Below are 19761 nucleotides of genomic sequence, written 5' to 3'. Positions count from 1 at the left end.
ACCTCTCGAACCTCGGCCAAGACTCGCGCCGCGACTTTTCATTGCTGACATTGTGCGCTGCCTCATACAATTCCTTCACCATGCACATTCCCCGAAAGCCTTTCCTTGCTGTTGCACTTTCCCTTTGCTCGTTCGGCGCTGTAGCACAGCAGCCGCAACACCTTTTCTTTCGCGTGACAGCCGGCCCCAAAATCACGACGCCTGTCTCCGGACGCTTGCTGATTTTTCTCACCCCCGGATCGGGAGCGAAGCAGATGGATGAGAATCCCTTTCAGCCGACCGCCGTCTCTGTGGCCGCGAAGGACGTTTCAGACCTGACGGCCGGAGCATCGGTTGAAGTCGATACGGACGATGTAGCCTTTCCCGCCGGCTTTTCGTCTCTGAAGCCGGGTGACTACCAGGCGCAGGCCGTGCTTGACGTAAACCACGACTACAACTACGTCGGACGCAGCGCCGGCGACCTGGTCAGCGAGGTTGTGTCGCTCGCGTCGTTCACGCCGGGGCAGGGAGCCGAGCCTGCGTTTACTCTCAACGACGTCGCTCCCGGGCGTCCCAGCCCTCCCGATCCACCGGGATTCGAGAAGAGCTCGCACCTCGAGGATTTCGTGAGCCCGGCACTCACAGCCTTCTCAGGTCGGCCGATGCACGTGCGCGCGTGGGTTATTACGCCTCCGGACTACGACGAGCATCCCAAGGATCGCTACCCCACCGTTTACTGGACGCATGGGTTTGGCGGCGAACTGAATGGAGCAAAGTTCTTCGGTGCCATGCTGTTCAACATGATGGCGAAGAAGCAGATGCCGCCGATGATCTGGGTCATGCTGGATGAGTCGTGCCCCACGGGCACACACGAATTCGACGACTCTGTGAACAACGGGCCGTGGGGAAGTGCGCTGACGAAGGAATACATTCCCTATCTTGAGAAGAAGTACCGCATGGATGCGCGGCCAAGCGGGCGTTTCCTGCAGGGCCACTCCTCCGGCGGATGGGCAACCCTGCAGTTGCAGGTCGATTATCCGGCAATCTTTGGCGGAACGTGGTCCACTTCGCCCGATCCCAGTGATTTTCACGACTTCACCGGCATCGATCTCTACGCGCAGCACGCCAACGTCTATCATCGGCAGGATGGAACACCCTACCCGATCATTCGAGACCATGGAAAGGTGATCGGCACATTTGAGCAGTTCGCGAGAAACGAACGCGTGCTCGGCCCCTATGGCGGACAGGTTGCTTCGTTTGAGTGGGTGTTCTCGCCCCGCGGGCAGGACGGCAGGCCTGTGCCGATGTTCGATCGCGAAACTGGGGACGTCGATCCCGCTGTCATTGCCTACTGGCACGACCACTACGATCTGGCGCATATCGTTCAGACAACGTGGACCCAGCGAGGACCGGAGTTGCGCGGCAAGATTCACGTCTTCGTGGGCACTGCCGACACGTTTTATCTCGATGGTGCGGCGCACAAGATGGATGCAGTGCTGAAGGCGCTGGACGCCGATGCCCACTTCACATATATCCCCGATCGAACGCACTTCGATCTCTACACCATATATAAGGAAGGCGGCGATCCGAAGGGCGATCGGTATGGCCTCTTCCGGCAGATCGGCGCGGAGATGTATGCGGTGGCGCGTCCGCATTCGAACTGGAAGGCGGCCGAGTAGACACAGAAATGCCCAGGCATCCATGATCGTGAAGGACTACCTGGGCGTTTTTACTTAGTGCGGGTGTCCGTCGTGATCGCGGTGCTCGTGAGCCCCGCCGAGGTTCGAGTGCCCGTGGCCGTCGCGCATTTCGTTGCCTCTGAAATGCTCAACGTGATCGGGGCGATGATGTTCATCGAAATGTTCGCCGCGATGCGGATACTCGCCGTGCCACCCGTCGTGCCGATCGAAGCGGTTATCGACGTGTCCCCAGAAACGTTCACGCCCGTGGTACCAGGGGCCCGCACCTAGAAAGACGCCGCCGGTAAACCATTCCGGCCCGTAGTAGCCATACGGTGCGCAATCATAGGGCGGATAGTCGAAATAGCCATAGGGACATTCAGGCGCCGGGCCAATCTGAACGGCGACCTGCGCATGTACCTTTTGAGGCGAAGCCGCAAAGCAGAGAGCAGCGAGAGCAATTAACAATAGATATTTGAATTTACCCACTTATCCTCCTCGTTTACAGGCGGGATTTGCGGCTCGGATCGCGCTTGCGAGAATCGGAGCGATGAAACCAACTGGTTGCGCGAAAATCCAGGTCGCCCGCCTTGAACAACTAAGGCTTGGATGAAGGGGGTGGGGGAAGGGTTTTCGCCCTTGGGGCGTTGGGGCACGTAAGTCCTTCGAATCGATGCGGTCTTTGTTTGCTCGAATGAATGCGCACCTGGATTGATTCCGCTCACCATCAAAACGAGTTTCGTGCAATGCGAACCTCGTGTCATAATGTGGGAAACCTAGACCACCCTGTGTCTCTCATCACAGCCGCTAAGCCCCTCAAAGCAGAGACTCCTCATAGCGGTTTTTCTCCGCAGGCCGCGTTGTGAGGCGAAGCGAATGAGTGAACAGAAAATGGTGATTTTAGATGGCAACGAGGCTGCGGCTTCGGTTGCCTATCGACTCTCCGAAGTGGTTGCAATTTACCCGATTACTCCCTCGTCGCCGATGGCCGAGTGGGCCGATCAGTGGCGCTCGGAAGACAAGAGGAATATCTGGGGCGCATTGCCCATCGTGGAAGAGTTGCAGAGCGAAGGCGGCGCGGCTGGCGCGCTCCACGGCGCACTGCAGGCCGGTGCATTCGGCACCACGTTTACGGCCTCTCAAGGCCTGCTGCTGATGATCCCGAACATGTACAAGATTGCCGGTGAGTTGACTCCGGCCACCATGCACGTGACGGCCCGCACCCTGGCCACACATGCACTGTCAATTTTTGGCGACCACTCCGATGTGATGGCCTGCCGCTCGACGGGTTGGGCGATGCTGGCTTCGAACTCCGTGCAGGAAGTGGCCGACATGGCGCTGGTTGCCCAGATCGCCACGCTAGAGTCGCGCATCCCGTTCATTCACTTTTTCGACGGTTTCCGCACTTCGCACGAAGTGGGGAAGATCATTCCCATCAGCGACGAGACCATCCGCGCCGTGCTTGACGACAAGTACATCATCCAGTTCCGCCAGAACGCGCTCAGCCCGGATCGCCCCCTGCTCCGCGGTTCGGCACAGAATCCCGACGTCTTCTTTCAGGCGCGCGAAGCGTGCAGCCCCTATCACGCCGCAGTCCCGGGCATCGTGCAGTCGGTCATGAATCGCGTTGCCGCACAAACCGGCCGCCCCTATCACCTCTTCGACTACTACGGCGCATCCGATGCCGAGCGCGTGATCATCCTCATGGGTTCCGGCGCTGAAGCGGTTGAAGAAGCCGTCGATCTTCTAGTGAAGCAGGGCGAGAAAATCGGCTTGCTGAAGGTTCGCCTGTATCGGCCATTCGACGCAGCCGCCTTCATCAACGCGCTGCCCGCCACCGTCAAGTCCATCGCTGTTCTTGACCGCTGCAAGGAGCCCGGTGCAACAGGCGAACCGCTCTACCAGGATGTCGTCACTGTTCTTGCCGAGCGTGCCGACACACTGCCGTTTGCCGCGATGCCGAACATTATCGGCGGCCGCTACGGCCTCTCGTCGAAGGAATTTACGCCCGCCATGGTCAAGGGCATCTACGACGAGCTGAACAAGACGACTCCGAAGAAGCACTTCACCATCGGCATCGACGACGACGTTTCGCACAGCAGTTTGACGTACGATCCGACATTCTCTACCGAAGATCCGAAAACCGTTCGCGCACTGTTCTACGGACTCGGTTCCGACGGAACGGTTGGCGCCAACAAGAACTCCATCAAGATCATCGGCAGCGAGACTGACAACTACGCGCAGGGCTACTTCGTGTACGACTCGAAGAAGTCCGGCTCGATGACGACTTCACACTTGCGCTTCGGCCCCAATCCGATTCGCTCCACCTACCTTATTACCCGCGCCAGCTTTGTAGCCTGCCACAACTTCAGCTTCCTCGAGAAGATGAATGTGCTGGAAGCAGCGATGCCCGGCGCCGTCTTCCTGCTCAACTCGCCTTACTCCGCCGAAGAGGTCTGGGACAAGCTGCCCAAGTCGACGCAGGAAGAGATGCTTCGCAAGAAGATTGAGTTTTACGTCATCGACGGCTATACCGTTGCGCGCAATGCCGGAATGGGCACGCGTATCAACACCATCATGCAGACTTGTTTCTTCGCCATCAGCGGCGTGCTGCCGCGCGAAGAGGCCATCGCGCAGATCAAGAAAGCCATCAAGAAGACCTACGGCAAACGCGGCGACGCCGTGGTGCAGAAGAACTACGACGCCGTCGACGCGGCGCTCGCACATCTGCACAGGGTCGAGTTGCCCACAGCCGCCTCATCGAACTTCGATCTCATTCCGTCGATTTCCAGCAACGCTCCGGAATTTGTTCGCAACGTGCTTGGCGAAATTGCCGCCGGCCGAGGCGATCTGCTTCCCGTTAGCGCGATCCCTGCCGGCGGCGCCTTCCCCACAGCGACATCGCAGTGGGAAAAGCGCAACATCGCGCAATTCGTCCCCGTCTGGGACAAGGATCTCTGCATCCAGTGCGGCAAGTGCGTCATGGTCTGCCCTCACGCCGTGATCCGCGCGAAGGTCTATAGTCCAGAGCTTGGCGACAAAGCCCCCGCAACCTTCAAGTGGGCCAAGCCGAAGTGGAAGGGCATGGAAACCGATCACTACACGCTGCAGGTCGCTCCGGAAGATTGCACCGGTTGCGCCGTCTGCGTAGAGGTGTGTCCGGTAAAGAGCAAGAGCGACGCCAGCAAAAAAGCCATCAACATGGCGCCGCAGGCTCCGCTGCGCGAGGCCGAGCGTGAAAACTGGGAGTACTTCCTCAACCTGCCCGAGACCGACCGCGCAAAGCTCTCGCACTCGCAGGTCAAGGATCTGCAACTGCTGCAGCCAATGTTTGAATTCTCCGGCGCCTGCGCTGGCTGCGGCGAAACCGCCTACATCAAGCTGCTCACCCAGCTCTTTGGCGATCGCCTCTACATCGCCAACGCCACTGGCTGTTCGTCGATTTATGGCGGCAACCTGCCAACCACGCCTTACAGCAAGAACGCCTCAGGCCGCGGACCGACTTGGGCCAACTCACTCTTCGAGGACAACGCGGAATTTGGCTTCGGCATGCGCACCGCGCTGGATCAGCAGAAGACCTTTGCCGAGCTGCTGGTTACGCGGCTCGCATCCGCGATCGGGCCGGAACTCGCAGCCGACCTCGTGAACGCGGAGCAGAAGACCGAGACCGAAATCGATGCGCAGCGCGAGCGGGTGAATATCCTGCGCGCGAAGCTCGCCGGTATCGACTCCTCTGACGCGCGCAATTTACTGGCCATCGTCGACTCCCTGGTTCGCAAGAGCGTCTGGATCCTGGGCGGCGACGGATGGGCATTCGACATCGGCTTCGGAGGACTCGATCACGTCCTCGGCTCGGGCAAGAACGTTAACGTGCTCGTTCTCGATACCGAGGTCTATTCCAACACCGGTGGCCAGTCGTCCAAGGCCACACCGCGCGGCGCAGTCGCCAAGTTTGCTGCGGCTGGAAAGGCGAACAGCAGAAAAGATCTGGCGATGGAAGCGGTCAGCTATGGCTCTGTCTACGTTGCGCAGGTGGCGCTTGGCGGCAACGACAGCCATGTCGTCAAAGCCTTCCAGGAGGCCGAAGCGCACATCGGGCCGTCGATCATCATCGCCTACTCAAGCTGCATCGCGCACGGCTACGACCTGGTGCATGGACTGGAGCAGCAGAAGCTGGCCGTGCAGTCCGGCTACTGGCCGCTGATGCGCTATAACCCGGAACTGCGCGAGTCCGGCAAGAACCCGTTCCAACTGGACTCCAAGGCGCCGTCCATCCGGCTCAAGGACTATGCCTACCGCGAAGCCCGCTACACCATGCTTGCGCGCAGCAATCCCGAGCTGGCTGCCTCGCTGCTTAAGGAAGCACAGGACGACGTGGAGCGCCAGTGGCGTGTCTACTCTGCCCGCGCATCCATGCCTGGCCGCGGCGAGACGCCCAACATTGCGCCTCAAGAGAAGCCTGAAGAAAAACTGGCAGCTCCGCCTGCCGGAGGATCCAAATGATCGATGTATCTACGAAATACCTGGGCCTGAATCTGAATGGACCCATCGTAGTTTCTTCAACTCCGCTGTCGGAGTCGATCGAGAACGTGCGCCGCATGGAAGATGCCGGTGCGTCGGCCATCGTGCTCACCTCCTTGTTCGAGGAGCAGCTTGCGCTCGAGTCGCGCACGCTCGACGAAGACCTCTCGCGCGGAACCGAGTCGTTTGCCGAGTCGCTCGGCTACCTGCCCGACCTCAACGATTACCGCATGACGCATGAGGTCTATCTTGAGCACATCCGGCGCTGCAAGGATGCGGTTAAGATTCCGATCATCGCCAGTCTCAATGGTGCAACGACCGGTGGCTGGGTTCGTTTCGCGCAGGAGTCGGAAGAGGCCGGCGCCAACGCGATCGAGCTCAACACCTATGCCCTGGCTACCGATCGCAGCCAGACATCGTATGAGCTCGAAGCACAGCTGCTTGAGCTGGTCGAGAGCGTTTGTAAAGCCGTTAAGGTGCCGGTAGCGGTCAAGCTTTCGCAGTCGTTCACCAGCCTGCCCCACATGGCGGCCAAGCTTGAAGACGTGGGCGCGGCCGCCGTGGTCCTCTTCAACCGCTTCTATCAGCCCGATTTCGATATCGAGGCTCTCGAAGTGCGGCCTACGCTGCATTTTTCCACGCCGTCGGAACTGCTGCCCCGCCTGCATTGGGCCGCAATTCTCTATGGCCACCTCAACATCGACATCGCCATTACTGGCGGAGTGCACTCGGCCGAAGACGTCATCAAGAGCATCATGGCCGGCGGCAACGTTGCAATGATGTGTTCGGCACTTCACATTCACGGCATCGATCACATCGGTCGCGTCCTCTCTGACCTGCAGTACTGGCTGGAGAAGCGCGAATTCTCATCGCTTTCTGAAACCCGCGGCTGCCTCAGCCGTCGCTCCGTGCCCGATGTCTCGCCGTTCGATCGGGGCAACTACATCAAGACGCTGAGTTCGTACAGCCTGCGGCAAACCGTGGCTGCATTCTAGATGACGAAGTTTCTCCTAGGTGCCAACGGCGGCTGCACAATCGTGTGCAGTCGCCGTTGGTCTTTCTGAGCCGACCTCGAGCCGTCAAACCAGTTTCCTCGCTTCTCAACTTCCTCATTCACTGCACAGAGATATCGCGTCCGGGCTTGACTTGACCTGGATGTTGAGCCCGCGCAGCTGAATCGGATTGAGATCGAAGACGACGTGGCATGATGGGTGGCTGTGCGCTTTCGCCCCTGTTTCGATGATGCCGACGGGAGGCATCCCAATACGCTCGGCGGAGTTCCGGGGGGCCTTTTCGTCAATATCCTTGCGCGCGATGATCTGAAAACGCGGCCCTCTTCTGCTCAGAATCACCTCATTCATGGTACCCGCCTCTTCTTGACAGGAAGGCGGCCAGCTTATCATTCGTGTGAAACTCCCATGAGGGCGCGAATGGTTATGAAACCTGTTGCCGCAATCTTTGTCGCAGTCATCTCACTCGGCGCGCTTTGTTCCGCGCAGGCCCCAACGAAATACGAGCCGACGCTGGAGTCGCTGGACCAGCACCCACTGCCACAGTGGTATGCGGACGCCAAGCTCGGCATCTTCATTCACTGGGGCCTGTACTCCGTGCCCGGCTGGGCTCCGCTTACGCATCCTGACCACGACTTCTCGTCGAACGATTACATCAAGTACGACCCCTACGCCGAGTGGTACCTGAACACGATGCGTATTCCCGGCTCGCCCACGCAGGCATACCAGAAAGAGCACTACGGCGCGGACTTCAACTATTACGACTTTTCGCAGACGTTCAATCGCGAATCGAAGAAGTGGGATCCCGACAAGATGGCCGCGATCTTCCGCGAGGCAGGCGCACGCTACGTAGTGCTGACGAGCAAGCATCACGAGGGATTCACGCTTTGGCCGAGTGCCACACCGAATCCCAACCCAAGCCTTAGGCCGAGCCAGTTGCACGCAGGACGTGACATTGTTGGCGAATTGACCACGGCGGTCCAGAAGCAGGGCATGAAGATGGGCCTCTACTACTCCGGTGGCTATGACTGGACCTTCAATACCGGCCCCATCGAGGTCAACGCCGACTACGACGCGGTAAAACCGCAGAACGACGCTTACGGGAAGTACGCCTTCGCTCAGATCCATGAACTCATTGACCGCTACAAACCCGCGATCCTGTGGAACGATATCGATTGGCCAAAGACCGGCAATGCGCTCCAGGTCGAGGCCGACTACTATAACGCTCTGCCGGACGGCGTCATCGATGACCGCTTTGGCGTGAAGCACGCCGACTTCACTTCGCCGGAGTACGAGAAGAAGGACCAGATCAGCGAGAAGAAGTGGGAGGAATGTCGCGGCCTCGGCCGGTCCTTTGGCTACAACCGCGCCGAGGGCGAGAAGGAGACGATCGCGCCGGGAGAGCTGATCGCCCTGCTTGTCGACATTGTGAGCAAGAACGGCAATCTGCTGCTCGATGTTGGGCCGGAAGCCGATGGCACGATTCCTCCGGTGCAGATGGAGCGACTGCAGGCGCTCGGCGCGTGGCTCAAACAGAATGGGGAAGCCATCTACGACACGACGCCATGGACGAAGGCGGTAGGGAAGTCAGCGGAGGGTGATGATCTGCGCTACACGAAAAAAGGTGATGACCTGTACGTGACGATTCTCGGAAACCCGAAGGCGAGGACGCTAACCGTCTCCGATCTGACCCCCAAAGGAAAGTTATCCGGACTCCTTCGTCCGCCTGTGATTTCTCTTCTCGGGCAGAATCAACCTCTGGAGGTTTCGGGGTTCGATGGAGGTTTAAAGGTGAAGCTGCCTGAGAAGCTTCCGGGGGAATACGCCTACGTCGTGAAGGTGCCAGGATACGTCATGCAATATATCTCTCTTCAAGACTAATCACTCGGATCCAGGAATCGCCGCACGGCTTCCTCAAGTATTCTCGAAGCGTCCGGCAATGCTTTGTCGACCACCTCACTGAACCCCTCACGCAACTCCAGCGAGCCTGCACCGACGGTCAGGAGCAGGGAATTGCGAGGTATCGCGCCGTAGAGTTGCTGGCTCAGCGCGAGTAACTGGCCTGCATCCAGATGATGCGTGCTGAGTTTGGTATTGTCTTCGGCTGGCTCGACGGACATCGTACGTACGAGGCCCGCTTCGCAGTCTGTTGCGCAATCGACGAATATTACCGACTCCGCCTGCGCGACTTCTTCCACCATCTCCGGAGTCCACTGGTGATCGCAGAGCACGCGCACCCGCGGATCATCACGCCAGTGCTCTTCCGCCCACTGCGCAAGAAAAGGCCCGACGCCATCATCTTCGCGGAGAGTATTGCCACAAGCGAGGATGAGACATTGATTGAAGGTCTGATTCATGATTGCCAAGTTTAGACTGAAATACCCCGGTCTCAGAGTCGAGACCGGGGCACCCAGGTTGAGGGAGAATCTAACGGATGACGCGATCGACAACTTCGCCGTCGGCGGAGAGAAGCGTCATTGCCAGTGGCATTTGCCCGAAGGCGTGGGTCGAACAGCTCAGGCAGGGGTCGAATGTACGGATCACGGCTTCGACGCGATTTAAAGCGCCGGCGCTAAACTTGCCGTCCTTTACGTAGGCCTTAGCCGCTTGTAGAACGCCCTTATTCATTGCATTGTTGTTGTGACCCGTGGCGACGACGAGGTTGGCCCATGTGATAAGGCCGTTCTCGTCCACCTTGTAGTGGTGACTGAGGGTGCCGCGCGGCGCTTCGATCTGTCCCGCGCCCTCCAGGCGATTCACGCCGGCAGTAGCGCGCACATGCGTATCGAGAATCTGCGGGTCAGCAAGAATGTGTTCGATCTTCTCGATTCCGTAGAGTGCCTCAACCAGCCGCGCATGGTGGTAGAAGAACGAGCTCTCGACCGGACCGGAGGCGAGTTGCTTGAATTCGACGAGTTCCTGGTCGGCCTTCGGCGTGCCCATGCTCTTGACGATATTCAGCCTTGCCAGCGGGCCGACGCGGTAGCTGCCTTCGGGGTAGCCGAGCGGTTTGTAGTAGACGAACTTGGTGTAGCTGTAATTCTCCACAGCTTCACCGATCACCTCGGTGAAACGCTGTGCCGTGATGCCGTTTTCGATGGTGTCGCCCGTCGGCCCGATCAGCCGCAGCGCGCCGTCATTGAACTCGATGGACTCGTCTTCGTTGATCAGGCCCAGGTAGTTCGACGGGAAGTTGGCGAAGACCGAGATTTCCTGCTGAAAGCGGTCGGCAATCTGCTTATAGGCAGCCAGCGCCAGGCTCACATTGGCATAGGCCTCGGGCAGCATGGCCAGTATCTCGTCGCGCTTGGCGGCGCTCAACGGCTCGGTTACGCCGCCCGGGACCACCCATCCGGTGTGGATGCGCTTGGTGCCCAGCAGTTCGATGATATGTTGGCCAAAGCGCCGCAACCCGATGCCTGCGCGGCCCAGTTCAGGCCGTGCGGCCGCTACGCCGAAGATGTGCCGCTGGGCAGGGTCCGACTCCATGCCGAGCAGCAGATCCGGAGAGGAAAGATGGAAAAAGCTCAGTGCGTGCGATTGAACCATCTGCGCGAGATTGAGAATGCGGCGCAACTGCGCGGCGGTGTGCGGAATGCGCACCGACATGATGGCCTCGCATGCTTTGGCCGAGGCCAGCAGATGCGATACAGGGCAGATGCCGCAGATGCGCGCCGTGAGAGAAGGCATCTCATAGAATGGCCGACCCTGGGAAAACTTCTCGAATCCACGGACCTGCGTGACATGAAATTGCGCGTTTTCCACGTCGCCCTGGTCATTCAGATAGATCGTAATTTTGCCGTGACCTTCAAGGCGGGTTACCGGATCGATCGTGATGGTTTGCGTCATAACTCGAACTCCTTCGGGGATCAGGCTCCAAAGCGGGTGAGGGCCGGAATATCCAGCGGCTCACCGGTAATCAACGCCGTCAGCGCTGTGTGGAATGTGTCGGCGGAGGGCGGGCAACCGGGAAGATAGACATCCACCTTCACAAATTCATGAATGGGCCGCACGATCTTGAGCAGCTTCGGCACAACGACGCAGGGAATCTGCTTTTGGATCGTGGCGTTTTCAAAGTAGGCGCGATCGAGAATCGCTTCCGGGCCGATCGGGTTGCGCATCGAAGGAACGTTACCCGTGATGGCGCAGTCTCCCATTGCGATCAACATCTTGGAGTGGGCGCGGATCTTTTTGATTTTTTTCTCGTCGTCGACCGAAGCTACAGCGCCCTCGACCAGCGCGATATCCACGTCGTCAGGGAATTCCTTGGTGTCCACGATGGGGCTATATACCACGTCGACGAGCGCGGCCAGTTCCAGAAGTCTTTCGTCCATGTCGAGGAACGACATGTGGCATCCAGAGCATCCGTCCAGCCAGGCCGTTGCCAATCTCAGTTTGCTCATTGCGCTTCCCTCATCTGATTCAGGTAAGGCAGAAAATCCGGGTACTTGGGGTGATCGGAGCCAATCTTGCTCTTGTCGAAAAGCGCTCCGGTGGGGCAGACCTGTACGCACTTGCCGCAGCGTGTGCAACTGGATTTTCCCCAGTCCTCATGCAGGTCGGTGATCACGATGGAGTTGATGCCGCGGCCCATTACATCCCAGACATGCGCACCCTCAATCTCGGCGCAGACCCGCACGCAGCGTGTGCACAGGATGCAGCGATTGTGGTCGACGGTGAAGCGCTCGTGCGATGCGTCGACCGTAAGCTCCGGATTGCGATAGGGCAGGCGGACGTGGGTCAGACCCTGTTCCTGGGCCATTGCCTGCAGGTCGCAGTGACCGTTCGCCACGCAGACTGAGCAGACATGATTCCGTTCGGCGAAGAGCAGTTCCAGAATGGTGCGACGGTGTTTCTTCAGCCGTTCAGTATCCGTGGTGACTTCCATGCCTTCGAAGACGCTGGTGACGCAAGCTGGAAACAGCTTGTTATTGCCTTTGATCTCAACCACGCACAGGCGGCAGGCACCCACGTCGGTGAGGCCGTCGAGGTGGCAGAGCGTAGGAATGTAAATGTCGTTTTCCTTCGCCACTTCCAGAATGGTCTGGCCGGCGCGCGCGCTGACTTCCTGTCCGTCGATCAGCAGTGTTTTTACTCCAACACTTTCGCTCATGCCAATACCTCCTCGGGAGCTTCTATGGCGGCGGTGGCTCCAGCGATGTTGCAGACGCCGGCCGGACAGCGTTTGTGCACGATGTGTTCGATGTACTCGTTTTTGAAGTAGCGCAGCGTGCTCAGCACGGGGTTGGGCGCCGTCTGTCCAAGGCCGCAGAGACTGGTTTCCTTCACCGTGGCGCAGAGATCGACCAGCAGCTCAAGGTCGGCCATGGTGCCGGAGCCGTCGCAGATGCGGGTAAGCAAGGTGTGCATCTGGGCGGTGCCGGCGCGGCAGGGAATGCACTTGCCGCAGGACTCCGTCATGCAGAACTCGATGAAGAAGCGGGCCACGTTGACCATGCAGGAGGTATCGTCCATCACGATCATGCCGCCGGAGCCCATGATGGAACCGACCGCGACCAGGGCGTCGTAGCTGACGCCGATGTCGAGCATCTCTGCCGGAAGGCATCCGCCGGAAGGGCCGCCGGTTTGCACGGCTTTGAAGGTGTGTCCGTCGGGCACGCCGCCGCCGATGACTTCGATGATTTCGCGCAGCTTGATGCCCATGGGCACTTCGACGAGGCCGGTGTTGGTGATTTTGCCGGTGAGCGCGAAGACCTTGGTGCCTTTGCTGCGGGCAGATCCCATACTCGCGAACCACTTGCCGCCGTTGCGAATGATGGGTGCGATGTTCGCGAATGTCTCCACGTTATTGATCAACGTGGGGCGGCCCCAGAGTCCGCTGACCGCTGGATATGGCGGCCGTGGTCTGGGAGTGCCGCGCTTGCCTTCGATCGATGCGATGAGCGCAGTTTCTTCGCCGCAGACAAAGGCTCCGGCGCCGAGACGAATCTCCACATCGAAGTTGAATGCCGTGTTGCCGATGTTGTTGCCGAGCAGGCCGCGCCGGCGCGCATCGCGCAGCGCAGCGGTCAGGCGGGCAACCGCCAGAGGATACTCCGCACGCACATAGATATAGCCCTTGCTGGCGCCGACCGCATAGGCCGCAATGGCCATGCCTTCAATTACGCGCTGCGGATCGCTTTCAAGAACGCTGCGGTCCATAAACGCGCCGGGGTCACCTTCGTCGCCGTTGCAGATTACGTACTTCAAGTCACCGGTTGCCTTGGCAACGGTGCCCCACTTCAAGCCTGTCGGATATCCGCCGCCGCCACGACCGCGGAGGCCGCTTGCGGTGATCTGGTGAACGACCCCGTTGGGCGTCATGTCGGTAATGGCAGTCAGGAGCGCCCGGTAACCGTCACGGGCAATGTAGTCGTCGATCTTTTCCGGATCGATGTGGCCGGAGTTCTCCAGAACCACGTGTACCTGCTGGTCAAAGTGCTCGCGAAGGTCGCATTGCAGCGAGGCCACCGGTTGGCCACCAAGACTGTTCACGACTGCTTCAGCGTTGTCCGCCTTGACATGCTGATAGAGCGTCTCTTCTGGGTCAACCAATACCAGCGGCCCGGCAGCGCACAATCCCATGCATCCGGTGCGGCGCACAAAAGCCCTTTTTCCAGATGCCGACACCGCAGTGGTCAGCGCATCTCTCAGCTTGTCGGAGTGCTGGCTGAGGCAACCGGTGCCCATGCAGACATTAATTTCGTGGTCGAATTTCGCATTTTCCGCGCGAACGGATTCAGCAATTTGATCAAGCTCCTCGAGTGTCATTCGACTGCCCACCTTTCCAGTTGCTCGATCATGTGTTCGCCGATCATCTGGCCTTGCAGTTCGCCGTCGGTCAAGACCACAGGTGCGCGCCCGCACGCGCCAACGCAACGCGCCGTCATCAGGCTGATCTTCCCGTCCTTGGTCGTCTGGCCTTGCGGAATGCCCAGCCGCTTCTCGGCCGCGGCTACCAGTTTGTCGGTGCCCTTGATGTAACAGGCAGTTCCTGTGCAGATGGTCATGGTGTGCTTGCCTGGCGGCTTAAGGCTGAAGTAGTGATAAAAAGTCACAACCCCATAGGCCTGGCTCAGGGGCACGCGCAGCGACTTTGCGACAAACCGGATCGCGTCGTCATCGAGAAACCCGAATGCAGATTGCGCGGTGTGGAGTGTTTCGATCAGCGCGTGGCGGGCAAACCCATTCTTGCGCATGGTGCCGTTCACGATTTTCCAGCGTTTGTCGTCGCTGGGCAGCGGCGGTGGTGTGAATGCGGGCACAAATCCCTCCAGACATTGAGGACGAAGCACTTACCACTCCTACGCTCCGCTCTCTGTCTGGTGTTGTTTTACGCCCGCAAGCATACGATCAACCGTGACCACGGTCACGCGGTTTGGCTGCGATTTCACAGGGTGGAACATGCGGCCGATATCGGACGAAGATTGAGGGACTTAGCGTGACGACTCCGCGGTTCAGCCGAGAGCAGGGAGGTGATCGGAGATGCCCAAAAGGAAGATCAACCCGATGGCGCAGCTATACACCGCGCCCGTCCATGCAATCACATAGTAAAAGCGCGGATGTTGTCCGCCTGCGTTAAAGGCGCCGCCTAGCGACGCCGTCATCAGCGCGTTCATGGCGACAAGGCCAATGGCAAACGCGCCGAGGCCGAGCATGCCCCGGGAGGTTCCGCCAAGATTGGCCGTCAGGAAGAAGAGTGCGAGCTGGCTTGGAGTCTCCGCGCCAACTCCATGCAGGATCCCGATCACAAAGACCGACTTGCCGTTGTACATCCACTGAAACCGTTCCGGCTTCGGCGCTGCCGGACTCCAGATGCGGCGTACGCGCCACGCCATCCACAGCACGCCGTTGATTGCAATTGCCAGGCGGCTCTCGATGCGTCCGTGCCGGTGCCCGTGCGCATCCTTGCGCAAAATGCCCGCCACCACGCCAATGCCCAGGACGATCAGCGTCAGGCCGATCAGCCGCTCGGTCCAATGATCCAATCCCTCCGGCAGTCCCAGATGCAGTTGCAGCACGGCGACGCCCAGCGCCACCACGGTAAAGGCGTGGCCAAGGGCGTAGGTCACTCCCAGCCGCAGCCCGCTGCGCCAGTTTTTCTGAACGGCCGTGATATCGGAGATGGCGGCCAGATGGTCGTAGTCGAACCCGTGCTTGAGCCCCAACACGAGGCAGGAGCCGAGGGCGGCCATCAATTTCCAGTCGCTCAAGATCGGTGTCACAGGAGCCCAGTATAGTTCAGGTCTATTACGTCTGGCGCGTTCATTCGTCACCCGGTTTGGCCGGGTACCGGTCTTCGGAGACCCATTCAACCGGTGCCTCCTACGCCTTATTTGACCTGCGCTTGCCTATCCGGAATCAGCTGCAGCTGATAGTTCGAGTAATCGATCTTGACGGTCGTCTGGCCCAGCAGCGCACTGCCTGAGACGGCCTCGGCATGAGTGGCCATCGGCAACGCGTCCATCTCATCGTATTGGCGCGAAACCTCAGCGGCGCTTGCCAGGAAGAACGCGCTCTTTGAAGCCGTTCCCTTCAGTTGCACGATCGCAAAGTCCTGCGCATCCACCCACAGCCTTCCTTTAAACAGATACTCACTGTTACGTCTCGGCGTGATATCCAGCACCAGGCAGTCCCGGTCGTTCAGGCGATCCCGGGGATTGGCGTCCAGCTTTATTTCGTAGTTCGCGCTGTCGATGAGGGCCGTTTGCACGTTGCCGGGCTGGCTCATGCGCTTCTCATGATCCAGCAGGGTGAGGAGAACCTCGTTGCGCCACAGGGACGAGCCGCTCTGCGACACGATTTCATAGCTCTTGCCGGTCTGCTTGGTGTAGGTGGTCTTCACCAGCATCTCCGCAGCCGGATGCGTGTCATCCTTCCCGCGAAAGACGGCGTAATGTTCTGTGACGGAGTATCCGGCGAGCCGATCGATCCGGCCCTGCACCGATGCATCGACGCCGCGAACAACGCTGCCGATGTCCGGCTGCTGAGCCGCTGCTCGGCTTGAAGCGACGGTATAAGGAGCCAGAAAAACAAGCGCGAATTTGGCGAAGAAGAGTCGCCGCCGTTCCATCATGATTTGATTCTTTCATGCGGGAAAGAATTTCTGGAGTATGTCCGAACATTCATGCCCGTCCAGGTCCGTGGTGCGAATGCCGCACAGTATTTGACGCAAGGAGCTCCCAAACAGAACGAGCATCCGGGAATTTGCTCCCGGATGCCCGCTGCCTTTCGCAACACATCTGGAATTACCGTGAAGCCGACTCAGCCTTTGCGCCGCGCACAGCCGCGAGGAACGCGTGGGCCTGCGGAGGCGGCGGAACTGATCCGGTAAGCACAGAACGGAAGGAGGCTTCCGGACCGTACACGGTCTTCATAGAGTCGTCATCCGGTCGCACGGAAGCGCCCGAAAGGGCCAGCCCTGCAAAGACACCCTTGGCGCGCGAATAGGTAAGGATCTCGGCATTCAACTTCCAATCCGTGTTCGCCGATGCGTGACGGCCTACCGGTCCCGCTGCCGCAGAGGCATCCGCGCCCACCTTGAACTTGCTCGCGAGCATATGCTTCATGCCCTCATCGGTCTGGAAAATCATCACCAGGTCTATGCCCTCGACGCCGATCTGAAGGCCCCAGCTTCCGCCCGTAACCGCGAAGAATGCCGGTGCGCTCCAGCCATGATCCGTACGGCAGGTGGCCACGCCGCGGCCGCCCTCTGCGCCGAACACGAATCCGCCCTTCACCATGTGCGGCACAACGGCGACGCACTTTGCATGTTCCATTACTTCTTCGGGGATTCCCCTGTCGGGGGCCGCCATCACTTCATGCAGCACTGCCGCGGCCTTGTCGAGCCGTTCGGTGGTGTCTTGTTTATCCTGCTCGGCTGCGCACGTCATGGCCGCGAGCCCGAATACCGCGAGCGTCATCATAATCTTTTTCATATCATTCACCTTTCGCACCTGCCGGGAAACCCTTGAATGGCCCTCGGGGAGTTGGGGGGGAGGGAACTGTTTTCTCGATTGTTTCTTGCGCCTGTCGAGCGGAGTTACGGATTCGTGTGCACTTCAAATACCCGCTCACCAGTTGGAGCAAAAGATGGAGTTTTTGGTTGCCCCCGGACGGCCATCCTGCTCCCGGAGATCGCCCGAAGTTTCTGTAGGGCATTGATTTGCGCATGGGCTATGCTTGAATTTGAGGCGCAGCCTTTTGACCTTCTCCCCATCCCCAACACCGCAATCTTCTTCCGTTCTCGAGCGGAAGAGCATTCGCGTCCGTGGAGTGGTGCAGGGAGTCGGCTTTCGCCCCTTTGTCTACCGCCTTGCAATCGAGGAGAACCTCGCCGGCCTCATCGGAAACGACACAGATGGCGTGATCATCGAACTCGAAGGGCCGGCAGCGCATATTCAGTCGTTTGTTGCGCGGCTTACCGCGGAAACGCCGCCGCTGGCGCGCATTGACTCCGTCACTGCCGGCGACCTTGTGCCCACCGGCGAAACCGGCTTTCGCATCGTGGCCAGCGAAGTGCTAGGCCGCGTCAGCACCGGGATACCCGCAGACGCAGCGACATGCGACGATTGCCTGCGCGAACTGCTCGATCCCGCAGACCGCCGCTATCGCTATCCATTTCTGAACTGCACCAACTGCGGGCCGCGCTTCACCATTACCCGCCGCATCCCCTACGACCGGCCGCAGACCTCAATGGCGAAATTTCCGATGTGCTCCGAGTGTCAGGCCGAGTATAACGATCCCCTCAACCGCCGCTTTCACGCGCAACCGAATGCCTGCTGGCGCTGTGGTCCGCGCGTCTGGCTCGAATCGCCGGAAGGTTCGTCCCTTGAGAGCACCGATACCGTGGCAGAAACGATCGAGCGGCTTCTCCGCGGCGAAATCATGGCGATTAAAGGTATCGGGGGATTCCACTTGAGCGTAGACGCAACCTGCGAGGATGCCGTCACGCGCCTTCGCCAGCGCAAACACCGCTACAGCAAGCCGCTCGCCATCATGGTCCGCGATCTCTCGGCGGCCCGCGCTCTCTGCGAGCTGACTCACGCGGAAGAAGCCCTGCTGCAGACGCCCGCACACCCTATCGTGCTGGCGCAGGCACGCCACTACAACGGAATTGCTCCCGCAGTCGCGCCGGGCATTCCGTGGCTTGGCGTCTTCCTGCCATACGCGCCGTTGCAGCATCTGCTCTTTGCCGATCCGCGCGTGAAGGCGCTGGTGATGACCTCGGCGAATCTCAGCGAAGAGCCCATCGCCATTGACAACGACGAAGCCCGCAGCCGCCTTGCTGCTATCGCCGACGCATTCCTCATGCACGACCGCGAGATCTTGCAGCGCTGCGACGATTCCGTCGTTGCGCTTGTCGATAGCGAGCCGCAGATCATCCGACGTGCCCGGGGTTTTGTTCCACTCGCTGTGCCTCTGCCGCTCGAAGCCCCGCCGCTGCTCGCCGTTGGAGGCCATCTGAAAAGCGTGTTTGCGCTAGCTCGCGGCAGGTTGGCATATCAGAGCCAGCACATCGGCGATCTCGAAAACGCGACGAGTCTGGGGTTCTTCGAAGAATCGCTGCAACACCTGATGCATACCTTTGAAATCGAGCCGCAGACCGTTGTGCACGATCTGCACCCCGGCTATCTTTCTACAAGCTGGGCTAAACAGTGGGCCGCCGACCGCGGTTTGCGCCTGATCGGCGTGCAGCATCATCATGCGCATATCGCCGCCTGCATGGCCGAGCATGCGCTTGCGGGCCCGGTTATCGGGCTCGCGCTCGACGGCACAGGCTATGGCACAGACGGCCGCATCTGGGGCGGGGAAGTGCTGATCTGCAGCCTCGACAAATTCGAACGCTTTGCCCATCTGGACTATGTGCCCATGCCGGGCGGAGATGCTGCCGTTCGTGAACCCTGGCGCATGGCGTTTGGTCACCTTGTCGCTGCTGGATTCGATATCGCGGACCCAGTTTTTCTGGAACTTCTCGGCGCGACACAGCACGAAGCGCGCATCCTCGTGCGCATGATAGAGCGCGGAGTAAATACGCCGCTGACGTCAAGCTGTGGGCGTCTTTTCGATGCGGTCGCCGCCGTGGTTTTGCATCGCCGCGAAGTTGACTACGAGGCGCAGGCGGCGATTGAACTGGAAGGGGCCGCCGCCGAATCGCCGGTCGAACTCCGCGCGCCGGTGCGGTACCAGGTGGAATTGCTGGGCGGCGATTGGATCCGGCGAGAGCCGGTGCGCATCAGTGTCGCTCAGCTCTGGCGCGCGATTCTCGCTGATCTCGCTGCCGGCGTTGAAGCGCCGGAGATCGCGACACGCTTTCACGCAGCCCTCGCCAAGGCTTTTGTGCTCGCAGCAGAGCGCGCTCGCGTTGCTACGGGCATTCAGCAGGTCGCGCTCTCCGGCGGGTGCATGCACAATCGCCGGCTCGCAAGGCTCCTTCGTGCCGGACTTGAAGAAGGGGGCTTCAAGGTCTTTGAGCAAACCCGCGTCAGCCCCGGCGATGGGGGCCTCAGCTACGGTCAGGCGGCCGTCGCCGCGTCCATCCTGTACAGTGAAGTTATTCGTTAATCAGACAA

16 protein-coding genes are annotated in these 19761 nt (G+C 59.8%); 5 read left to right on the top strand and 11 right to left on the bottom strand.

What is annotated here, in order from left to right:
- Positions 1-80 precede the first annotated feature (80 nt).
- Positions 81-1658 (top strand): alpha/beta hydrolase, encoded by a 1578-nt coding sequence (locus tag VK574_RS09470; RefSeq protein ID WP_472799591.1) that lies wholly within the window; start codon positions 81-83, stop codon positions 1656-1658.
- Positions 1659-1712: 54 nt separating this feature from the next.
- On the opposite strand, the gene VK574_RS09465 is transcribed toward VK574_RS09470, so the two are convergent.
- Entirely contained in the window at positions 1713-2147 is a 435-nt protein-coding gene (locus VK574_RS09465) for a hypothetical protein (protein ID WP_472799590.1), read from the bottom strand.
- A gap of 387 nt (positions 2148-2534) precedes the next feature.
- Between VK574_RS09465 and nifJ the strand changes: the two genes are divergently transcribed.
- Both nifJ and VK574_RS09455 read left to right on the top strand, forming a co-directional pair.
- Positions 2535-6161 carry a pyruvate:ferredoxin (flavodoxin) oxidoreductase gene (nifJ, locus tag VK574_RS09460; protein ID WP_472799589.1) on the top strand — a complete coding sequence of 1209 codons (3627 nt, stop codon included), beginning with the start codon at positions 2535-2537 and terminating at the stop codon, positions 6159-6161.
- Positions 6158-7174: a dihydroorotate dehydrogenase-like protein gene (locus VK574_RS09455; RefSeq protein ID WP_472799588.1), complete on the top strand. Its 1017-nt coding sequence runs from the start codon at positions 6158-6160 to the stop codon at positions 7172-7174. Before nifJ ends, VK574_RS09455 begins: the two co-directional genes overlap by 4 nt.
- 114 nt (positions 7175-7288) lie before the next feature.
- Here the strand turns inward: VK574_RS09455 and VK574_RS09450 are convergent, their stop codons facing one another.
- Positions 7289-7540, bottom strand: a complete 252-nt coding sequence (locus VK574_RS09450; RefSeq protein WP_472799587.1) for a hypothetical protein — start codon at positions 7538-7540, stop codon at positions 7289-7291.
- A 69-nt stretch (positions 7541-7609) separates the two neighbouring features.
- Here VK574_RS09450 and VK574_RS09445 point away from each other — a divergent pair, with 69 nt between their 5' ends.
- Positions 7610-9070 carry an alpha-L-fucosidase gene (locus tag VK574_RS09445; protein WP_472799586.1) on the top strand — a complete coding sequence of 487 codons (1461 nt, stop codon included), beginning with the start codon at positions 7610-7612 and terminating at the stop codon, positions 9068-9070.
- Here VK574_RS09445 and VK574_RS09440 read toward each other — a convergent pair.
- The 9 genes from VK574_RS09440 to VK574_RS09400 all read right to left on the bottom strand — a co-directional run bounded on the left by VK574_RS09440 (position 9067) and on the right by VK574_RS09400 (position 17127).
- Positions 9067-9546: a hydrogenase maturation protease gene (locus VK574_RS09440; RefSeq protein WP_472799585.1), complete on the bottom strand. Its 480-nt coding sequence runs from the start codon at positions 9544-9546 to the stop codon at positions 9067-9069. The two genes, VK574_RS09445 and VK574_RS09440, sit on opposite strands and share 4 nt — an antisense overlap.
- Positions 9547-9616: 70 nt before the next feature.
- Positions 9617-11038 carry a Ni/Fe hydrogenase subunit alpha gene (locus VK574_RS09435; RefSeq protein WP_472799584.1) on the bottom strand — a complete coding sequence of 474 codons (1422 nt, stop codon included), beginning with the start codon at positions 11036-11038 and terminating at the stop codon, positions 9617-9619.
- Positions 11039-11058: 20 nt separating this feature from the next.
- Complete coding sequence (locus VK574_RS09430) at positions 11059-11592, bottom strand: NADH-quinone oxidoreductase subunit B family protein (protein WP_472799583.1); 534 nt, start codon at positions 11590-11592, stop codon at positions 11059-11061.
- Positions 11589-12302: a bidirectional hydrogenase complex protein HoxU gene (gene hoxU, locus VK574_RS09425; RefSeq protein ID WP_472799582.1), complete on the bottom strand. Its 714-nt coding sequence runs from the start codon at positions 12300-12302 to the stop codon at positions 11589-11591. The genes VK574_RS09430 and hoxU overlap by 4 nt, the downstream gene beginning before the upstream one ends.
- Positions 12299-13960, bottom strand: a complete 1662-nt coding sequence (locus VK574_RS09420) for an NADH-ubiquinone oxidoreductase-F iron-sulfur binding region domain-containing protein (protein WP_472799581.1) — start codon at positions 13958-13960, stop codon at positions 12299-12301. The genes hoxU and VK574_RS09420 overlap by 4 nt, the downstream gene beginning before the upstream one ends.
- Positions 13957-14454 (bottom strand): NAD(P)H-dependent oxidoreductase subunit E, encoded by a 498-nt coding sequence (locus VK574_RS09415; protein WP_472799580.1) that lies wholly within the window; start codon positions 14452-14454, stop codon positions 13957-13959. Before VK574_RS09415 ends, VK574_RS09420 begins: the two co-directional genes overlap by 4 nt.
- Positions 14455-14646: 192 nt before the next feature.
- Positions 14647-15402, bottom strand: coding sequence for a hypothetical protein (locus tag VK574_RS09410; RefSeq protein ID WP_472799579.1), 756 nt, complete (start codon positions 15400-15402; stop codon positions 14647-14649).
- Between the two features lie 119 nt (positions 15403-15521).
- Positions 15522-16265 carry a LolA-like protein gene (locus VK574_RS09405; RefSeq protein WP_472799578.1) on the bottom strand — a complete coding sequence of 248 codons (744 nt, stop codon included), beginning with the start codon at positions 16263-16265 and terminating at the stop codon, positions 15522-15524.
- 172 nt (positions 16266-16437) lie between these two features.
- On the bottom strand, positions 16438-17127 hold the full coding sequence (locus VK574_RS09400; RefSeq protein ID WP_472799577.1) for a lipid-binding SYLF domain-containing protein: 690 nt from the start codon (positions 17125-17127) through the stop codon (positions 16438-16440).
- A 265-nt stretch (positions 17128-17392) separates the two neighbouring features.
- On the opposite strand from VK574_RS09400, the gene hypF reads away from it, so the two are divergent.
- On the top strand, positions 17393-19753 hold the full coding sequence (gene hypF, locus VK574_RS09395; RefSeq protein WP_472799576.1) for a carbamoyltransferase HypF: 2361 nt from the start codon (positions 17393-17395) through the stop codon (positions 19751-19753).
- Positions 19754-19761 lie beyond the last annotated feature (8 nt).

The sequence above is a fragment of the Occallatibacter sp. genome (assembly GCF_035317045.1).
GTDB lineage: Bacteria > Acidobacteriota > Terriglobia > Terriglobales > Acidobacteriaceae > Telmatobacter.
Note: the sequence above shows the minus strand (reverse complement) of the source record. Positions and strands in the feature narration are given on the sequence as shown.